The sequence below is a fragment of the Protofrankia sp. Cas4 genome, assembly GCF_963555915.1.
Lineage (GTDB): Bacteria > Actinomycetota > Actinomycetes > Frankiales > Frankiaceae > Protofrankia.
The window spans coordinates 1-17,581 of sequence record NZ_CAUVXL010000030.1; the positions used below are offsets into that span (position 1 = coordinate 1).

Consider the following 17,581-nt stretch of genomic DNA (forward strand, 5'->3'; position numbering starts at 1 on the left):
CTTCTTGATTCGTAGTCCGCTCCGGATCTTCGGTCGACGTCCGCTGACGTCTGCCGCGTCCGGCGACCTCGGACGGTCCGTCCGCCGTTGTCCGCCGTTGTCCGCCTTTGTCCACCCTCGTCCACCGGCTTGGCTGTCAATGTGGCTGTCATCATCCGATGGCAAGCCGACTCGTACCGCAGGCCCAGGCGCGTCCCATTCCGGGCATGGCGTGGTGCTGTCCGATCTTGGCGTGATCCTGGTGGCGAAGGCGTGCGTGGGGCGGCCGGGGCAGGGATAGTGGGATGGTGATCCGGGTATCGGCTGATGTCGCAGCGGGTGCCATCATCATCGTTGATGAGCAGTCCGTTTCCCGCCATGAAGCCGCGCCAGCTACTCAAGGTCCTGGCCGGGCTGGGCTATGGGGAGGGCTCGCGCGATGCGGGAGGCTCGCACCGATGGTTGGAAGCGCCTGGAAGACCCCGTCTGCTGTGGGCGTTCCACGAGTCGGTGACGAGCATCGGGCCGGTCGTCGTTCGACGGATCCTCGTCAAGGAGGTAGGGCTGACCCAGGAGGAAGCGCTGGAGGTGATCCGTCGTGGCTAGGCCGGTAGATGTGATCGTCCGGCGTGACGAGGACATGTGGGTGGCATGGTCTCCCCAGTGTCGAGGTCTGACGATCGTGCAGCCGACTCCCGCCCACATGCGTAGGGCGTTGCCTGCGGCTCTGCGGGAGTTCTTCGGGTCGGCCCAGACGGTCGATATCCGGATCCATGTCGAAGATGAGGTTCGCGGCGCAGTGGTCCGGGTGGCTCAAGACGACCACCTGTGGGAGCGACAGCACACCGCCGCGAGGATCGCCGCGGCTCTGGGAGATCCTGACCAGAGGGCTCGGATACTGGCGGAGACGCAGAATTCACTTGGTGAGGTGGTCTTCGTCTGCGCACTGCCCGGGGACACCGGTGAGTGGCTGATGCGGCAGCTCGATGAGGACGGCGACTTCGTCCATATCGTGATTTCCGTGGCAGACAACTTGATTTGGGGCAGTGGGTTCGGGTCGGCTGCTACCGGCGAGCAGTCTGACGAGATGCCATCTGGCTTCCAGAATCTCGACAAGGACGTGACTTTTGGCGAGATCATGCGAGCCGACTCTTCGCCTCACCACATGAAGGTCTGACCGCCCATCGCAAACGGTCAGTCACTTGGTGCCGTAGCTTCCCGACAGGCTGTTGGCTGCCAGTTTGACTATCAAACGATCAAGAGCCCCGCGCCGTGTGATCGGCTGCGAGGCTCTGACCTGCCTCAACCAGCGTGCGCTCGGAGGGACTCGAACCCCCAACTTCTTGATTCGTAGTCCCCGACGATATGTCCACCGGTGTCTACGGACGTCCATCCCCGTTGCAGTACAACTGCAGTACAGTGCCGTTCTCGCCCGCAGTGACGGGAACGTCGAGCTCGTCTTCATGCGTAAGGCAGACCCCACGCTGCGCGGCTTCAGGGAGGCGGGCTTCATCAGTGTGAACGTGACCGGGGGGAGTGGTGACGGCGGGATTGATGGGCTTGGGGTGTACCGGCTGTCGTTGGTCAGCTTTCCCGTATTTTTCCAGTGCAAGCGCTATCGCGGTAGCGTCACGCCGAGCGCTGTCCGTGACTTTCGCGGTGCGATGGCTGGCCGTGGAGACAAGGGCTTGCTAATTACGACGGGTACGTTTACCTCCGAGGCCAAGAAAGAAGCGACTCGGGACGGCGCCCCGCCTATCGATCTAATCGATGGTGATCGGCTATGTGATCTACTTCGAGAGTACAAGCTTGGCGTAACCACCGAGATTGTGCAAGTTGAAAATGTTGCGGTTAAGCAGGAGTTTTTCGCTGAGATCTAATTTAATCGCAGGCCGATGTTGCTGACCGTATGCATGTTCGCCAGGAACGGGTGTCCGCCATTGAACGTGCCAAGGTCGACGCCAGCGAGTTGCGCACCCTCGCCGCGTATGTTAAAGCCCTCGGTGGACGTCTGGAGATCGTCGCGGGTTGATCGACGGCTCGTAGGCTGTCAACATCGATCCGCGTGATCGAAGATCCATCAGACACGCCCTAGGGCTGACCCAGCGTCAGGTAGCCGAGCTGATGGGCGTCTCATCATGCAACTGGCTCGGCGAGGTCGAGGTAAGGCAGGACCTCCGTCTCGAAGAGCTGCAGACTGGCCCACGCCTTCTTCGGATCGGTGCCGCCGAACAGAGGACGGAGGATCAGGTGACCATCCAGGCCGAGCTCTCGGGCGATGGCGATGCAGCGTTCGGGCGTGACGATCTGGTAGGCGCCGCCTGCGCGTAGCTCGTCTACGGATCCGATCGGCGGATACCACTCGCTGGATCCCATTGCTGATTCGGCGATCCACCGGGCGTAGCTGTTTGCGGCGTGCAGGAGATTCGGGCCGACGTCGGCCCAGCCGGCGTCGGGATCCGGGCACACGTAGAGGAACGTCGGGCCGCGCGGAATCCACGGGCCGGGGTCGCGTCCCAGCTTCAGGCATTCGTCCCGGTAGAAGTCCCAGGCGCGGGGTTCGGCGGGATCGAAGCCGTCTGCGAGGTGGGCGGCTCGCCGTGCGGGCGCTTCGGCTCCCCCACCCATGATGATCGGCGGATGCGGCCGCTGGGCGGGGGTTGGTGTCACCGTCACCGTGCGTCCGCGGAATTCGAACGGCTGACCCGTCCACGCCAGTTTGCAGACCTCGATGGCTTCGATGACCCGGCTGCGCCGTTCGTGGAGACCGACGTCGAACATGTCGAACTCCGGCGTTCGGTAGCCCGCGGCGAACACCGGGCTCATCCGGCCGCCGCTGAGCAGGTCGACGACCGCGAGGTCTTCGGCGAGGCGGAGCGGGTGGTAGAGCGGAGCGAGCAGGATGGGGCGGAACCGCATCCGTGCGGTGCGGCCGGCGGCGGCGGCCGAGGCGATCAGCGGTGACGGCAGGTAGCCGTCCTCGGCGCCGTGGTGCTCGCCGAAGTACACCAGATCGAAGCCGAGTCGGTCGGCCCACTCGCAGATGTCGAGCATGGCTGCGGCGAGATCGGCCGGACTGGCGGTGGCGAAATTCGGGCGCCGAAGGTCGAACGACAGGCGTAAACGGGGCACGGATGGTCTTCTCCTTGTAAGAGCGCCCGGCAATAGGGGCGTGGATCACGGAGCGGCGCTGGGGTGCGTAGATCGCGAGGCGGCTTGGGGCGCGGCGGCCTAGGGCGCGGCGGCCTGGCCGACTACCAGGGGCAGGGTCGTCATGCGGACTGCGACCGACACCTCGTGGGTGAGGCCGCACAGGTCGCCGAGGTGGTAGTCGGGGATGCGGCGGTGCCATTCCTCGACGAGCACGCGCAGTTCCATCCGGGCCAGGTGTGCACCAGCGCACCGGTGCGGTCCCAGGCCGAAGGCGAGGTGACGGTTCGGCAGCCGATCCGGATCCATCTTCTCCGGAGACGGGAACAGGTCGGGGTCTGCGCTTGCCGCCGACAACAACAGGAGGAGTCGGTCGCCGTCCTTCCACGTGATCCCGTGGAAATCGACGTCGCCTTGAACGGTCCGGGAGACCAGCGGGATCGCCGGGAAGCACCGCAGGGCCTCCTCGACCAGTCCGCCGACCACCTGCGGGGTGTCGTTGACGCGCCGGCGCAGGGCCTGGTTCTCGGCGAGCAGTTTGAACAGAAACGCCATGGTGGACGCGGTCGTACCGAGGGACGTGCCGAGCAGGGTGTAACAGAGCTGAACGATTTCCTCGTCGGTGAGGGGTCGGCCGTCGAGCTGCTGGGACAACAGGTAGGTGGGGATGTCGTCGGCGGGCCGGCGCCGCCGGTCGGCGAGCACCTCTTCGAACATGCCACGCACCTTCGCGACCGCCGCGGCGAGCTGCACGCCACCGGGGTCGTTGCTGGCGTTGAGCTTCGCCGGCAGCAGCCGGGTGGCGACGATTTCGTCGGCGCCCGCGAGCGGAAGTCCCATGTGCTCGAGGAAGACCTCGGCCGGGATGCGCAACGCGACGTCGGCCATGAAGTCGCAGCCGCCTCGTGCGGCGACCTCGTCCGCGATCGTCGCGACCGATGCCCGGGCTCGTGGCTCGAGCCTTTTCACGGCCGCGGGCGACAGCAGCGGCGTGATCAGCTTCCGGACCTTGGTGTGCTCGGGTGGATCCAGGTTCGCCGGCAGGTGGAACACCGGAGGCGGGTCCCGGTAGAAGGTGAACGTCTCGCAGTTGGAGTAGCGCGCCGGATCCTGGCTGATCTCCTTGTACAGGTCGTAGCGCGTGATGACCCAGAAGCCGCGCGCCGCGGTGCTGTAGAAGACGTCGCCGAGTTGCTGCGCCGCCAGGATCGTGCCGAGCGGGTCCTCCTTGAACGCCGGATCGCATTCCGGGTCGAAGTTCGTGACGGGCACGCCGGCGTCGCGGGCCCGCGCCTCGGCGTCAGCGTCGGCGTCGGCGTCGGCTAACGTCACAGGTCCATGGTTCATCGGTTCTCCTGGAAGACGGGCGCGGTGACGGTCGGCAGCCGGCCTTCGCCAAGCGCTTGCGCGTGGGTGAGGAGCGTCGCGGTGTCCGCCGGGTCGGTGAAGACGCAAAAACAATGTTTGTCGAGGGCTTGCCGCAGGATGTCGTCCGCCATCGTCCGCGGGTCCGACCCGTAACGCTCGAGGAAGGCGCGGCTCGCGTGCAGAACCTCCGCGGAGACCTGGGCGCTGCCGTAGTCGGCTGGGCGGTTGCGGACCGCGTCCGCCATGCCCGAACGGATGGCGCCCGGCAGCACAACCGACACGCGTACGTCGGAGCCGACTTCGAGGAGGTCATGCTGCACCGTCTCGGCGAGCGCGAGCACGGCGTGCTTGCTGGACACGTAGGGCGCTAATGCCGGAAGCGTCGCGACGGCGCTGTTCGACGCGGTGATGAGGACATGGCCCGCGCCTTCTTCCAGCAGAATCGGTACGAAGCTGCGGATTCCGTGGACGACACCGAACACGTTGACGTCGTAGATCCAGCGCCAGTCGTCGACCGAGAGCTCCCAGGCACGGCCCCGCAGATTTACCCCGGCGTTCAGGCACACGATGTCGACGCGGCCGAACTGGTCGAGGGTCCGGCTGGCGAGGGCGGCGACCTCGTCGTCCTTGGTGACGTCGGTGCGAACGGCGAGCACCTCCGCGCCGTCGACCCGCAGGCGCTGCTGCGCCCGCGCGAGCGCGTCCCCGTTGATGTCGGCGATCACGACGCTCATCCCTCGGGCCACGAGGCCGGCGGCCAGTCCGAGCCCGAGACCGCTCGCCGCGCCGGTGACGACGGCGACACTCGTTTCGCCCACGATGCCCCCAGTCCGTGATGACTAGTTGTACGTCTAACAAGTAACATGGAGGCATGGTGACGTCAACCACCCAACGGTCGCGACGCACGCAGGCACAACGTCGCGACGCCGCCCGCATCGCCATCCTCGAGACCGCGATCCACCTGCTCGCCGACGGCGGCTACGGGAACATGACGCTTGCCGATCTAGGTGAGCGCGCCGGCTACAGCCGGAGTTTGGCCACGCACTACTTCGGCTCCAAGCCGAAGCTGCTTGCGGCGATCATCGACCACGTGCTCAGGGAGAGTCCGCCAGCGGCGCTGGATGACAACGTCCGCGGGGCCGAGCGCATCGAGGCTGAGATCATCGGGCTGTTCGACGGCCTGACCGCCAACCCGTCGGCGGCCCGCGCCTACATCGTCATCGCCCACGAGGCGGCCACCTCCCTGCGGGAACTCCTGCCGGTGATCCACCAGCAGAACATCGCGTTCCGGGGGCGTATCGAGTCCGCACTCAGCGAGGGCATCGAGCTCGAAACGATCCGGGCGGGCCTCGACCCGGCATCGGTGAGCATCGCGGTGATGGCCATGATCCGAGGCATTACGTGGGAATGGTTCACCGACATCACCCTCGATCTGGCGACCTGCAAGCATGCGATCCTCGACCAGGCCCGTGTGTTGTGCACAGCCACCAGCGGCTGAGCACCGGGGCGGGAGCTGAGCTGCGCTCAGCAGGCGTCCCGCCACCGGACGGACCGCCTCCACGGATCGGTCCGCCTCGTGACCTTCTCAGCAGTGACCCATCCAGCGGAGGTACCCGATGACGACTCCGGCGTTCGACTCGTTGTTCGACATCCGCGACCGTGTGGTGGTCGTGACCGGCGCCAGCAGCGGCATCGGTCGGATGCTTGCGCACGGCCTGACGGCGGTGGGCGCGAAGGTGGTGCTCGCCGCGCGCCGCGAGAACCGGCTGCGCGACCTCGTCGCCGAGATTGCCAAGGAGATCGGCGAGGACGGGAGAGCCGTCCCGGTCGCCTGCGACATCTCCGACGATGCCGGCCGCGCCCGGCTGGTGGACCAGGCCGTCCGGGAATTCGGTGGGATCGACGGGCTGGTCAACAACGCCGGCATCAGCGGGAGCGGCTTGCCTGCCACCCGGCAGAGCACCGCGGAGTTTCGGGAGGTGCTGGAGGTCGACCTCGTCGCGCCGTTCGACCTGGCCAAACGGTGCCTGGTGTCGATGCGGGAGCGAGGCGGTGGCTCGATTGTCAACGTCACGTCCACCGCGGCGGTCACGACCACCGGAACGGGTATCCCCCAGGCTGCCTACTGCGCCGCCAAGGCCGGGCTCGCGCATCTGACCCGTGAGCTGGCCGTGCAGTGGGGCCGCTACCTCGTCCGGGTGAACGCCTTCGCCCCCGGCTTCTTCGCCACCGAGATGACGGAACTGATGACGGACGCCGACGGGATGCCGCCGGACTGGCTCACCGTCCGCCAGGCGATCAAGGGGTCGGCAGGTGCGGCGGACGCACTCGGAACAGTGCAGTTCCTGCTCTCCGACGCCTCCCGTTTCGTGACTGGTCAGCACATCGTGGTGGACGGCGGCCAGACGATCACCTGAGCTCGAACCGCCCCTGCCCGCCCGCCGGACGGCGCCACCGACAGACAGCCCTGTCGGTGGCACGCTGACATCGACGGCAGTCCGACAATCCGGATTGCACCGGATGAGACACCCCACAGGAGGGCCGGGTATGACCGACGCCCGTCGTCACGGACCGCGACGTATCCCGCCGCCAGCGGGCATGACCGACGTCGAGCGCTTACTGGCGTACCAGGAGATCGGGCAGCTTGCCGCCCGCTACGCCCTCGCGGTCGGCTCCTGCGACACCGAGGCGCTGGTCGAGCTGTTCGTCCCGGACGTCAAGGTAGGAAGGAGCGTCCGGGGCCGGGACGCGCTGCGGGCATCCTTCGACCTGCATCTGAGGGCCGCGCCCGTCGCCATCCTCACGGTCGGCCAGCACGTCATCAACCTGCTTGAGCCGGAGCGCGCCGCGGGAACGGTCTACTGCATCGCCGAACTGGGGGACGAACGGAGCTGGTTACGCCAGGCCATCGCCTACGAGGACGACTACGAGCGGCGGGACGGCGAATGGTACTTCACGCGTCGTGACCACCGGCTCTTCTACGGTCTGCACCTCGACGAGCGGCCGCTCCTGCAGGAACCCGCGAGCTGGCCGGCGAGCGCCACCGGTCGCGGCGACATTCCGCAGGCGTGGCCCACCTGGCAGGACTACTGGCACAAGCCAGCGGACTGACGAGCCGCGACAGGGACGGCACGGAGCATGGACGACATCCTTCAGTCGGTCCTGGTCGGCACCGTGGCGCCAGCTTCCCCCACGCCTTCGCTCGTCGTGGTGTTCCGGCCCCGACCATCTGACCGTCGGAGCACGCTGAGTGCGACCCCGATGGCGGCGAGGCCCCCTCCAAAGATGATTAAAAACAATGGAACGACCTTTTTGATCAGGTTGATCTGGTCACCCAGGTCCGTCGCGTAGCTTGCGAGATCGGCGACCGATGGTGAGGTCTGCGAGTAGTCGATGTTGAAGATTCGCGTCGTCGGTGGAGTGCGGACCAGGCGGGCGAGCGTTGCCTCTGCCCCGGTGACGGTCGTATTGCCGGCATATTCAGGCTTCGCGAGGATGGTCTGGATCCGGCCGATGCCGGCAAGGTCGGGCTGCGCGTAGATCGTCTGGTTGATGCGGTCGAGCGAGACGATCGCGCCGGTCCGTGGTTCGACAAGGAGCCGAGTGTCCACGTCGAGCAGGTAGTTCAGCGAGATCGGCTGGCTGATGACCGAAACGATCTCGGCCTGGTCGGCTGCGGACAGTTGAGGGAGTACCTGCGTCGCGAATTGCTGCGGGTCCAGGCCCTGCGCCTTGAGTTGGGGGCTGAGCTGCTGAAGCGTGAGTTGCCTGGGAATGCCCTGCGACCTCAGTTGATCGATGTAGTAGCCCTGTACCGGCGCTTTCTCCAGACGTCCGTGCATCGGCCGTAACGTCAACCCGGCCCGCTCCACGCTCGGCCCGTCCTGCCGGAACGGGTAAGGTGCCCCCACTTCGTTCTTCCAGATCGAGTACGGCCCATCGCCGGCATCGAACGGCAGATTGATCGAGTAGTTCGGAGAGCGGTCGATCTTGTTCTGTGCCGTGTAGGCGTAGGCGCGCTCCTCCGCCAGATTTTTCAGCGAGCTGCGGTCGATGACATAGCGCTGCAGGAAGTTCTGCTCCGGCAGAGGTCCGATTTTTTCGACGTCGTCCTCCTGAACCACGACCTTCGATGTCGACGACTCGACGACATGGACTCGACGCTTGATGTCGAGCGGGAATGGCGTCGGGCTAGGTTGCGGCGCCGCTGTTGCCGGATCGGCGTAGAGCGTGAGCGTGCCGGTCGCGTACACGGTCTTGTCCAGGTCATCGGGATACTTCACAAGCTGGCCGGGAGCGACGAACCGCCAGGCGCCTGCGATCACCAGGAAAAATACCCCGATCGTGACGAGTAATTTCGAGATACGACGCACGCTGGGAGCCTCCGCTGCGTGGGAATTGAGAGTTGCTGCGCGACTGCGGGTATGACCGCAGCGACCGAGCGCTTACATCGCCGACCGCGACGTTCCAGCAGCAGCCGGGCGCCTGGTGTAACGTGCGCACGTCGGACCCGCAGGTTGGCATCACCGAGACGCTGTAGCGCCGTGGCCGTGGCTTCGCGCTCCCGCCAGCGGGTGTTCGTGGCGTGTGCTCACAACCGTGTCTCGACATCAGCACCCTCGGCCGCCGACTGAGGGTGCTGATCATACCACGGCAGGCAAGGTACTCGTGGAGTGATCCCGCTTCATCGTCGCCGGTAGCGATCAGCGCGTCGACATCGACCGCACCCCCTCCTCGGCAAGCGCCTGCGCAGGATGTCGACCCGCGGGCCGGGCGAACCCGAGTGTTCTCGCAGGTATGAACCATAAGCTGGAGATCTTCAAAAGCTCAGAGCCCCGCGCCGTGTGATCGGCTGCGGGGCTCTGAGGTGCCTCAACCAGCGTGCGCTCGGAGGGACTCGAACCCCCAACCTCTTGATCCGTAGTCCTCAGCGGACCGTCCACCGACGTCCAGGGATGTCCAGCGGTGCAGGTCACAGCCTCGGGGCCGTCCACCGGCGTCCATGGATGTCCACCCCCGTTGCAGTACAACTGCAGTACTTGGGAGGTCGTAGCGTAGGTCACGCGGCGTGAGATGGGGAATTTCCCAACGCGAATGGCACTCGATGATGGTAGGTGGAAGACCGGATGGCGAAGCTCCCGGCGATGCGGCGGCTTGATCCTCGGGATCATTGGTCCGTGTATCACTTCTCCCAAGCGAATCCCGCGGGTCCTGGCCAGAGCGATGTGAGCGCCTTGCTCCGCCGGGTCGCTGACTCGATTGACGCACGAGGGGATATCGAGGTCCAGGACCTGGTGATGCATACCGAGGTCACAGCCGATGGCGACTGGCACTCGATCACCGTCTACTACCATCGCGCTACCGCAGGCGACGATCGAGACAGCGGACCTGCGGATTAAAAGTCTCATTTATGATGTTCGTGGGGGTCCGCCAACGTTCGTCAGCTCGGGTTGGCGGACCTCCGTCGTCCGTGGTCGTCCGCCGACGTCCGCTCACGTTGCTGTCAGCGGTTGCTGTCAGACCCTCCACTGGATGCCCGACCGTCGACTCCGTCAGATCAGCCCCACAAGAACTTAACCCCTGAGTTAAGATGCTCCTGTGCAGAGCTGGGAAGTCCTCTTGGTAGAGGAGGTCGCCGAGTGGTTCGTCGATCTGACCAAGAACGACCCCCAGTCGGCCGACCTCGTCGAGGACGCCATCGACCGACTGGCAACCGTCGGTCCAACCCTCGGCCGGCCGCTGGTCGACCGGATCAAGGGCTCGCGTCACCACCACATGAAGGAGCTACGGCCAGGTTCGGCAGGCACGAGCGAGATCCGAATCCTGTTCGCCTTCGACCCGGTTCGCCGAGCGGTGCCGCTGGTAGCCGGGGATAAGTCGGGCAATTGGCAGCGCTGGTATGAGACCGCGATACCCGCAGCGGATGAACGCTATGACCTTCACCTTGCCGAGATCGAGAGGAGGGACTACCGATGACAACGATGCGATGGGACGACGTCAAACGCCAGGCCGAGCAGGCACGTGTCGCCGCCGGCTATCCGGTACGGACCGATGCCGACCGCGAGGCCGGGCAGCGCCGCCTCGACGACGAGATCCACGCCTACCGGCTGGCCGAGGTCCGACGCAGCCGCGCTCTGACTCAACGTGAGGTCGCCGAAACCATGGGTGTATCCGGCCCCCGCATCTCCGACGTGGAACGCGGAAAGCTGGACGTGGTGTCGGTGTCAGTCCTGCGCGCCTACGTCGAGGCACTCGGCGGACGGTTGAAGGTCACGGCCGAGTTCGACGACTCGAGCTACATCGTCGCCTGACATCGACAGCCGTCACCGAACAAAGCGGCAGCCCGTAACAAACCGCAACGAATCTGCCCGCTGCTCAGCAAGCATGTGGAGTGTGGGTGCGCCGCCAGGGACTTGAACCCCGAACCCGCAGATTAAGAGGAAAGAGCGGCTTGTCCATCAATGTCCGTGGACGTCCGTCCCCGTTGCAGTACAACTGCAGTACGGCACCGCTCCGGGTGCCAGTGACGGAAGGTAAGGATCGTCCCGTCCGACATCCGGCTGGCCCCTATGGCATCCCGTAGGCCGTAATCGTGACGGCCTTCGCAGTTGACGGGGATCTCGTCGTCTCCAGGTCGTTTGATGATTCAGAAGCTGTGCTGCGTACTACGGTAAACGGAGGGTCTTCTTCACGCCTGTCGAGGTGGTTGACAATAGTGCATCTCGCCGGAAGTTGCCGGAAGATCCTTCTCGATACCCGGGGGAGACAGGACACAGGGGGAGGCCAGGATGAACTACGAGGTGCCGGCCGCCCTGGTTGGCGTTGAGCTTGTCGATCTTTCGCCTGCTTCGCAGGCAGCACTCGACGATGCATTGGCGCAAGCCGACGCCGGTCATACCGAGTTGTACGACAGCGTCGAGGACTTCGACGCCGACTTGCGGGCTGCCGTCGTTGGCGACTTGATCGAGTATCCTCGCACGGCCTGACCGTTACTTCCGCTCCGTGAGTAGGCGGGTACTGTGCCGGTTGTGCCCACGTTCGAGCGGACCATACGGTTCCTGGACATGTACCGCCAGCTGACTCCTGCCCAGCGTGAGCGGTTTCTGCGTGCACGGGCATGTTCCTCGCTGATCTCCGTGCAGGGGGTGGATTCCGCAAGGGGCTGCGGGTCAAGGGTGTGCGGACCCGACCGGGGGTGTATGAGATCACGTGGGCACCCGACGGTCGCGCCACGTTCGCCTACGGACCGTCCAAAAGGGCGGATGAGCCGCACATCATCTGGCTGGAAGTCGGCACCCACGACATCTTGTGATGTCGTCGGCGGCCGGTAACCGCCAGGTGGTCAGGCGCCTTTCCAAGATCGTCGATCCGGTGGCGTCAGCTTGCAGTACTGATTGCAGTACTGGAGATCAAAAAGCCCAGAGCCCCGCGCCGTGTGATCGGCTGCGGGGCTCTGACCTGCCTCAACCAGCGTGCGCTCGGAGGGACTCGAACCCCTAACCTCTTGATCCGTAGTTTGATTTGGATCTTCCGCTGGCGTCTGTGGACGTCCACTCCGTCCGCTGACCTCGTGCTTTCCGTCCATCGTCGTCTGCGGATGTCCAGGCTCGTCGGTCGGCTTGGCTGTCACTCTGGCTGTCAGTCATGCCACGTCGCGGACACGGGACGGTCGGCTGAGATCCGGGCGCATACTGGGAGACATGGCGGAAGATCTTCTGGCCCTGGTCGTGGCCGACCCGGCAGTTGGGCACGGGCAGGCATGCATTCGGGGGACCCGGGTGCCAGTGAGCGTCGTGCTCGATTGTCTCGCCGACGGCATGTCGGACAAGGAGATCGTCGCGGCGTACCCGTCGCTGACCGTGTCAGGAATCCGTGCGGCCGCTGCTTATGGAGCGCGTCTGGCCCGGGAGGATCTCGTGCCCCTTCGTACGGCGCCGTGAAGGTCAAACTGGACGAGGGTCTGCCCGTTTCGCTGGCGGAGCGGCTCGGCAAGCACGGCATCGATGCCGACACCGTGTTTGCCGAGCACCTGTCAGGCAGTTCCGATCCGGATGTGCTTGCCGCCGCGGTCGCCGAGAGCCGGATCGTGTTCACTCTTGATCGTGCTTTCGGGAACATCCGTGCCTACCCGCCCGGGTTGCACTGCGGGATCGTGGTCTTCCGTCTTGACGATCAGTCGGCGCGTGCCGTGATGGCGGCCGTCGATGATCTGGTCACGCATCATGACCTTGCTGACCTTGCTGGGGCCGTGACAGAGTCGCACGGGCCTCCATCTGATCATCCGGCGGGCCTTACCCGGCCGGTGGGGCCCAGGGAATGGGCGACCAGGTAGAGGCACTTGAGGGCGGCGTCTTCGCTGGGGAAGTGGCCGCGGGCGCGTATGGCGCGCCGGTGGCGGGAGTTCAACGATTCGATCGCGTTCGTGGAGCATGGGCCCCCCGCTGATCCGGCAGGCAATCTTGATCCCAGGGCTGGGAGGTCGCATGGGAACGGAGTGCAGGCCTGCCGGCGCCGCATCCACCGCAAAGTCGTCTATGTGCTTCCAAGAAAGGAATCAGTGTCACCTGGGACCCCGGCAGCACTGACATCTCCGTCCAGGATCTCCGGATGGTACATTTTCCACACGTGTTAGCACCCCTGTCACAGGATCCGTCCAGATGACCTTTACTGGGCATCCGCACGGAAATCACGGTTCCAGGACTGACCGCACGAACCGAGCCGACCTACGGCAACGACCGGCACGTATGCAGGCAGCAGAGGTGGTGCAGGTGGTACAGGCAGTGGATGCCGGCCACGAGGGAGACGCGCGGGGGCCTGCGACGAGCGAACGGACTCAACGATCTCCGATACTAGTGGAGCTCTCGCCCGGCCATGGCCTCAAACAGGTCGCGCTCAGCCCGGCGGACGTCTTGGCCCGGTCCAGCCAAGCGATCGACGACGCCATGAACATGATCAGGGAGATGGCTGGCCGGATCCGGGAGTCGGTCGACTCGCTGGATCTGCGGCCATCCACGGTCGAGGTCGAGTTCGGGATCAAGTTCGACACCTCCGCTAACGCCATGATCGCTAAGGTGTGCGCCGAGGCGTCGATCAACGTGACGCTGGGCTGGGAATCGGATCGGCGATGATGCGATGAGGCGGATGACAGGCGACCCCAGAGTGCTACGGCAGGACGTCCGTGACTTCACCGTCCAGATCAGGCACAGCACCGCCGACGAGGTGATAGTCGGCACCGGCATCGTCGTCTCGCGGTCCGGCATCGTCGTCACCTGCGCCCACGTTCTGTACGCTGCAGGGGTCGATCCGCGGGCCCTCGGCGCGGGGCCGGAGCCGGGGGCAGAGACCGTCCGAGTGTACCTCCCGCGCCGGGCCGGCCGACCCGCGGAACTCCGCACGGCCACCGTCGCGGCTTCCTTCACCGAGACGGACGACGACATCGTCTGCCTTCAGATCGACGGCACGCTGCCGCTGCCTAGCGATCGGGTGGCCGTCGTGGGCACGGCCGAGTCGTCTCGTTGGCACCCATTCGAAAGCTACGGGTACCGACGCCTGGCGAAGTACGTGGCCGGGTTGGCCCGCGGCACGATCCTCGGCGAGGTCGAGCCGCCGGAGGAATATGAGCTGCTGGCCGACCCGATTCAAGTAGAATCAAGTCAGATCAACTCTGGGATGAGTGGCTCCGCCTTACTCGATCTAGAGAGGAATCTGGTGGTCGGAATCGTCTCGGAGACCTGGACCCAGGAGCCGGATGGCAAGGACCGGGACACCGCGTGGGCGGTGAACACGAGTGTGCTCCGGTTCGCCGACGTCGATGTCGACATCCGCCGGGACCCGTTGCCGCTACGCCGGGTGCAGCATCCGATCGTCGACTCGTCCTTCACCGCCGCGACCATGCCGGTTCCCGGTAACCGCATGGGCGGTGCGCCCAGCACGCTGTCTGAGTGGGTCGGGCGGGACAGCCTGCAGCAGATCCTCGGCCGGGAATGGCACAACCCCAACAGGCTCGTTGTCGGCCTGATCGGTTTCGGAGGCGAAGGCAAGACCAGCCTCGCCCGGCGGTGGGTCGACCGATTGCTGACGGCCGGGCCCGGTCCGGACAGCCCCGTGGGGGTTTTTTGGTGGAGCTTCGTCGACCGTGACAGCGCCGACGAGTTCCTCGACGCCGCCGTGGAGTTCATGTCCAGCGGCCGGATCTCCAGCGAGGAGATCGCGGAGAGAGGTTCCCGCGCGGCGTTTGCCGCCAGCCTGCTGCGGGTCGGTCGGTATTTGATCATCCTCGACGGGATGGAGGTGATGCAATACCAGACCGGGGACCAGTACGGCAGCATCACCAGCCCGGAACTGCGCGAGTTCCTCAACTACGTCGCGACCCCAGGGCATCAGTCCTTCTGCGTCATCACAAGTCGTGCTCCCGTGCTAGATCTGATGCCCTATGTGACCTATCGACATGTCGACGTTCTACCGCTGAGGACGAGCGCGGGAGTCCGACTGCTGCGCAACCTCGGCGTCCTGGGCACCGACGCTGCCTTGGAACAGGTTGTCCGGGACTGGGCCGGGCACGCGCTAACGCTCAGCCTGCTGGCGGCCTATCTGGTACGGAAGCACAATGGCGACGTCCGACGGGTAAACCGAATTCCACCGCCCGATCCGGGGCTGACCCGAGACGAGATGGTGCGCCGAGTACTGATCGAGTACGACGAGTGCCTGTCTGTCGCCGAACGGACTTTCCTGACCAGGTTCAGTGTCTTCCGCCGCGCTGTCGCCGACGCAGGTCTGAGCACTGTCGCCCGGGGTATGAACCAGGCAACTGACACGAACGGAGACGATGCACACAGGCCGGAGGAAGACAGCCTTCGCTCCGTGCTCACACACCTGGTCGTCGCCCGCATCCTGCGGTCTGACGAAGCGGGTCGTATGGGCATGCACCCGCTGATCCGAGATTACTACGTGCGGCGGGGCGAGCAGGACCCCGAGGCCTGGCGCAGGCTGCACACCGAGGCAAAAAAATACTACCTGGACAGCGTCGCCGCCATGCCCGAGCACCCGGCCCTGGAGGATCTCGCTCCGGCGATCGAGGCGGTTCACCACGCCTGCGGTTCCGGAGTATACGACGAAGCCTGCGACCTCCTCAACGACCAGCTTTATCAACGTGACCGCGGCCTGATCACCCGGGAACTCAACGCCTATGAGGCGACGCTTTCCGTCCTGCTCGACTTCTTTCCCCAGCAGGAAGTGCACGGGGACCCGCTGGTGACCGACTCGGAGTCACGCGGCTGGGTGCTCCACGAAACGGCCACCTGCCTGCAGCTACTCGGTCGGCTGCGGGAGTCCGCAGCCGTGGCGCGCCGTGCGATGCAGGAGTTCAAGGACGGTGCCAAGTGGCACGAGGCCGCGGTGACCTGCCAGAACATGGCCGAGCTGTACCTCAGCCTGGGCGCCCTGCCCGGTTGCGCCGCCCTCGTCCGGGAGACGTTCACGTTGGCCGAGTTGGCCTGTGACCGGGAGGACGAGCTCGTAGCCGAAACGCTGCGAGGCGCCCTCGCGCACTTCGAAGGCCGCCCCGACGAGGCAGAGACCGCATTCGACAAAGCCCTGCAACTCGCCCGTGATTTCACACCGATACCCGCACTGTACAGCTCCAGCGGCATCAGGTATGCCGAGCACCTGCGCCGATCAGGGCGACATGAACAGGCGCTGTCCGTAACCCAGACGAACCTCCGTGTCTGCCGCTCCGCCGGCTGGCGTGCAGACGAGGGCCTTTGCCAGGTCGCCCTGGGAGATCTCGCTCTCGACGCAGGGGATGCGGGCACCGCAATCAACGCCTACGACGAGGCAATCCGGATCGCACACAGTATCACCCGCCGAGACGTATTCATTCAGGCGCTCCTCGGTCACGCGCGATGGGCGAACCACACTGGCCGATCAGACACCGCTCTGGCCGACCTGGAGCAAGGGCTATCGCTCGCCGCTCTCGGTGGCTACCGTCTGGCCGAGATCGACGCCCGGATTGCCCTGGCGGAAGCTCACCGGGCCGGCGGCGCCACGGACACCGCGTGGGCAGAGGGAACACAGGCGGAGCAGATGAGCATCGAGATCGGCTACCGTTTGGGCCAGGTCCATGCTAGGTCGATCATGGGCCAGATCAGAGCCCGGTAATTCAAGTGTAGAGAATCCGGGTTAATACCCCCGAACTACGAGACGTCGGGCTCCTCTGTGGCCTTGTCTTCTGGTCGTTGACCGCCTTCGCCTCTGATCTCTTCCGCAATGCTTGCCAGCAGATCAGCGGGAACCCGCCCGTCAATCGCGGTGGTCTCCCGACGACGCGGCTGCAGATCTTCCCCGGGGGCGGTCATGATGGGCATACTAGCAACATTGGTCCATCGGGCCAACCGCCTCCATGCGAGGCCGCCCCTTGTGAAGCCGCCACTCCGATCCGAGCAAAAGCAGTTACATCCGGAGGAGTTCTTGAAATAGAAGTTTTCCGATCCGGTGCAGTAGATTCGCGGTAGCGCGAGGCCAGCACTACCGGCACGCGAATGACACGCCTCCCGCCTGTCTGCGACATCAGTCCCTGGCGGGCGCTCCGCCGTCCGAGGCCGACGGAAGCGGCGCTCGTCGACCGAATGGCGGCGCTGTGGCTGGTGATCTTCGCGCTCGGCCTGCGCAAGGCGTGCGAGTGGGCCGATCCGGGGCTGGCGGTGGGCCACCGGCTTGCCGAGATGCGTCAGGTTCGGGGTCTGACCCGGCAGCAGGTGGCGGAGCGGATGGGGGTGACCAAGGGCCGGATCTCGCAGATCGAGCAGGGCTCGCTTTCCGGTCAGGAGGTGGTCGCCAGGTACGCCGCTGCTCTCGGCGGTCGGCTGCATCAGGCGATCTATTTCGATGACGGGGACATTGCCGCGATCGCCTGAACTTCCTCGTCGTCGTAACGTACATGATCGTTTTTTGGATTGGGGCTGTTGCTGCACCCGTTGCTACAGAAAGCTCAGAGCCCCGCGCCGTGTGATCGACTGTGGGGCTCTGACCTGCCTCAACCAGCGTGCGCTCGGAGGGACTCGAATCCCCAACCTCTTGATCCGTAGTC

Annotated in this window: 18 protein-coding genes and 3 pseudogenes; 16 read left to right on the forward strand and 5 right to left on the reverse strand. The window is 65.4% G+C overall.

From position 1 onward, the window contains the following. Window positions 1-336 precede the first annotated feature (336 nt). The 4 genes and pseudogenes from U9979_RS02905 to U9979_RS02920 all read left to right on the forward strand — a co-directional run. Window positions 337-585, forward strand: a complete 249-nt coding sequence (locus tag U9979_RS02905) for a hypothetical protein (protein ID WP_322778157.1) — start codon at window positions 337-339, stop codon at window positions 583-585. Then, entirely contained in the window at window positions 578-1,156 is a 579-nt protein-coding gene (locus tag U9979_RS02910) for a hypothetical protein (protein ID WP_322778158.1), read from the forward strand. Before U9979_RS02905 ends, U9979_RS02910 begins: the two co-directional genes overlap by 8 nt. 304 nt (window positions 1,157-1,460) lie before the next feature. Then, a pseudogene (locus U9979_RS02915) lies at window positions 1,461-1,859 on the forward strand (restriction endonuclease); the annotation flags it as partial. Window positions 1,860-1,876: 17 nt separating this feature from the next. Then, window positions 1,877-2,011: pseudogene (locus U9979_RS02920) on the forward strand (transcriptional regulator); the annotation flags it as partial. Window positions 2,012-2,115: 104 nt separating this feature from the next. On the opposite strand, the gene U9979_RS02925 reads toward U9979_RS02920, so the two are convergent. The 3 genes from U9979_RS02925 to U9979_RS02935 all read right to left on the reverse strand — a co-directional run bounded on the left by U9979_RS02925 (window position 2,116) and on the right by U9979_RS02935 (window position 5,315). Then, a complete protein-coding gene (locus U9979_RS02925) occupies window positions 2,116-3,111 on the reverse strand; it encodes an LLM class flavin-dependent oxidoreductase (protein ID WP_322751378.1) in 996 nt (331 codons plus the stop codon). 99 nt (window positions 3,112-3,210) lie between these two features. Next, window positions 3,211-4,476: a cytochrome P450 gene (locus tag U9979_RS02930; RefSeq protein ID WP_322778160.1), complete on the reverse strand. Its 1,266-nt coding sequence runs from the start codon at window positions 4,474-4,476 to the stop codon at window positions 3,211-3,213. Continuing rightward, window positions 4,473-5,315: an SDR family NAD(P)-dependent oxidoreductase gene (locus U9979_RS02935; RefSeq protein WP_322778161.1), complete on the reverse strand. Its 843-nt coding sequence runs from the start codon at window positions 5,313-5,315 to the stop codon at window positions 4,473-4,475. The genes U9979_RS02930 and U9979_RS02935 overlap by 4 nt, the downstream gene beginning before the upstream one ends. 56 nt (window positions 5,316-5,371) lie before the next feature. Between U9979_RS02935 and U9979_RS02940 the strand changes: the two genes are divergently transcribed. The 3 genes from U9979_RS02940 (at window position 5,372) to U9979_RS02950 (ending at window position 7,608) form a co-directional block, all read left to right on the forward strand. Then, the gene (locus U9979_RS02940) at window positions 5,372-5,995 is read left to right on the forward strand and encodes a TetR/AcrR family transcriptional regulator (protein ID WP_322778162.1); all 624 of its coding nucleotides are present in this window, start codon (window positions 5,372-5,374) and stop codon (window positions 5,993-5,995) included. 118 nt (window positions 5,996-6,113) lie between these two features. After that, window positions 6,114-6,914 (forward strand): SDR family oxidoreductase, encoded by an 801-nt coding sequence (locus U9979_RS02945; RefSeq protein WP_322751374.1) that lies wholly within the window; start codon window positions 6,114-6,116, stop codon window positions 6,912-6,914. Window positions 6,915-7,044: 130 nt separating this feature from the next. Further along, on the forward strand, window positions 7,045-7,608 hold the full coding sequence (locus U9979_RS02950; RefSeq protein ID WP_322753088.1) for a nuclear transport factor 2 family protein: 564 nt from the start codon (window positions 7,045-7,047) through the stop codon (window positions 7,606-7,608). Window positions 7,609-7,649: 41 nt separating this feature from the next. Here the strand turns inward: U9979_RS02950 and U9979_RS02955 are convergent, their stop codons facing one another. After that, window positions 7,650-8,870: a porin PorA family protein gene (locus tag U9979_RS02955; protein ID WP_322778163.1), complete on the reverse strand. Its 1,221-nt coding sequence runs from the start codon at window positions 8,868-8,870 to the stop codon at window positions 7,650-7,652. Between the two features lie 1,225 nt (window positions 8,871-10,095). Here U9979_RS02955 and U9979_RS02960 point away from each other — a divergent pair. From U9979_RS02960 to U9979_RS02985, 6 genes are all read left to right on the forward strand, one after another. Next, complete coding sequence (locus U9979_RS02960; RefSeq protein ID WP_322778164.1) at window positions 10,096-10,473, forward strand: type II toxin-antitoxin system RelE/ParE family toxin; 378 nt, start codon at window positions 10,096-10,098, stop codon at window positions 10,471-10,473. Then, window positions 10,470-10,808 carry an XRE family transcriptional regulator gene (locus tag U9979_RS02965; protein WP_239336476.1) on the forward strand — a complete coding sequence of 113 codons (339 nt, stop codon included), beginning with the start codon at window positions 10,470-10,472 and terminating at the stop codon, window positions 10,806-10,808. The genes U9979_RS02960 and U9979_RS02965 overlap by 4 nt, the downstream gene beginning before the upstream one ends. 477 nt (window positions 10,809-11,285) lie before the next feature. Continuing rightward, on the forward strand, window positions 11,286-11,483 hold the full coding sequence (locus tag U9979_RS02970) for a hypothetical protein (RefSeq protein ID WP_322778165.1): 198 nt from the start codon (window positions 11,286-11,288) through the stop codon (window positions 11,481-11,483). A gap of 131 nt (window positions 11,484-11,614) precedes the next feature. After that, window positions 11,615-11,809: a hypothetical protein gene (locus tag U9979_RS02975; protein WP_322778166.1), complete on the forward strand. Its 195-nt coding sequence runs from the start codon at window positions 11,615-11,617 to the stop codon at window positions 11,807-11,809. 388 nt (window positions 11,810-12,197) lie between these two features. After that, window positions 12,198-12,437, forward strand: coding sequence for a DUF433 domain-containing protein (locus tag U9979_RS02980; RefSeq protein WP_322778167.1), 240 nt, complete (start codon window positions 12,198-12,200; stop codon window positions 12,435-12,437). After that, entirely contained in the window at window positions 12,434-12,829 is a 396-nt protein-coding gene (locus tag U9979_RS02985) for a DUF5615 family PIN-like protein (protein ID WP_322778168.1), read from the forward strand. Before U9979_RS02980 ends, U9979_RS02985 begins: the two co-directional genes overlap by 4 nt. Here U9979_RS02985 and U9979_RS02990 read toward each other — a convergent pair. Next, window positions 12,820-12,924: pseudogene (locus tag U9979_RS02990) on the reverse strand (transposase); the annotation flags it as partial. The gene U9979_RS02985 and the pseudogene U9979_RS02990 overlap by 10 nt on opposite strands. Before the next feature lie 317 nt (window positions 12,925-13,241). On the opposite strand from U9979_RS02990, the gene U9979_RS02995 reads away from it, so the two are divergent. The 3 genes from U9979_RS02995 (at window position 13,242) to U9979_RS03005 (ending at window position 17,408) form a co-directional block, all read left to right on the forward strand. Further along, entirely contained in the window at window positions 13,242-13,625 is a 384-nt protein-coding gene (locus tag U9979_RS02995; protein WP_322778169.1) for a CU044_2847 family protein, read from the forward strand. Between the two features lie 13 nt (window positions 13,626-13,638). Then, window positions 13,639-16,653, forward strand: coding sequence for a tetratricopeptide repeat-containing serine protease family protein (locus U9979_RS03000; protein ID WP_322769033.1), 3,015 nt, complete (start codon window positions 13,639-13,641; stop codon window positions 16,651-16,653). 380 nt (window positions 16,654-17,033) lie between these two features. Continuing rightward, on the forward strand, window positions 17,034-17,408 hold the full coding sequence (locus U9979_RS03005; protein ID WP_322778170.1) for a helix-turn-helix transcriptional regulator: 375 nt from the start codon (window positions 17,034-17,036) through the stop codon (window positions 17,406-17,408). Window positions 17,409-17,581 lie beyond the last annotated feature (173 nt).

Coding starts and splice junctions, on each gene's coding strand:
- U9979_RS02905 (WP_322778157.1), top strand. CDS start 337: ATGAGCAGTCCGTTTCCCGCCATGAAGCCGCGCCAGCTACTCAAGGTC.
- U9979_RS02950 (WP_322753088.1), top strand. CDS start 7,045: ATGACCGACGCCCGTCGTCACGGACCGCGACGTATCCCGCCGCCAGCG.
- U9979_RS02975 (WP_322778166.1), top strand. CDS start 11,615: ATGTTCCTCGCTGATCTCCGTGCAGGGGGTGGATTCCGCAAGGGGCTG.
- U9979_RS02945 (WP_322751374.1), top strand. CDS start 6,114: ATGACGACTCCGGCGTTCGACTCGTTGTTCGACATCCGCGACCGTGTG.
- U9979_RS02970 (WP_322778165.1), top strand. CDS start 11,286: ATGAACTACGAGGTGCCGGCCGCCCTGGTTGGCGTTGAGCTTGTCGAT.
- U9979_RS02995 (WP_322778169.1), top strand. CDS start 13,242: ATGCAGGCAGCAGAGGTGGTGCAGGTGGTACAGGCAGTGGATGCCGGC.
- U9979_RS03000 (WP_322769033.1), top strand. CDS start 13,639: ATGACAGGCGACCCCAGAGTGCTACGGCAGGACGTCCGTGACTTCACC.
- U9979_RS02930 (WP_322778160.1), bottom strand. CDS start 4,476: ATGAACCATGGACCTGTGACGTTAGCCGACGCCGACGCCGACGCTGAC.
- U9979_RS02980 (WP_322778167.1), top strand. CDS start 12,198: ATGGCGGAAGATCTTCTGGCCCTGGTCGTGGCCGACCCGGCAGTTGGG.
- U9979_RS02965 (WP_239336476.1), top strand. CDS start 10,470: ATGACAACGATGCGATGGGACGACGTCAAACGCCAGGCCGAGCAGGCA.
- U9979_RS03005 (WP_322778170.1), top strand. CDS start 17,034: ATGACACGCCTCCCGCCTGTCTGCGACATCAGTCCCTGGCGGGCGCTC.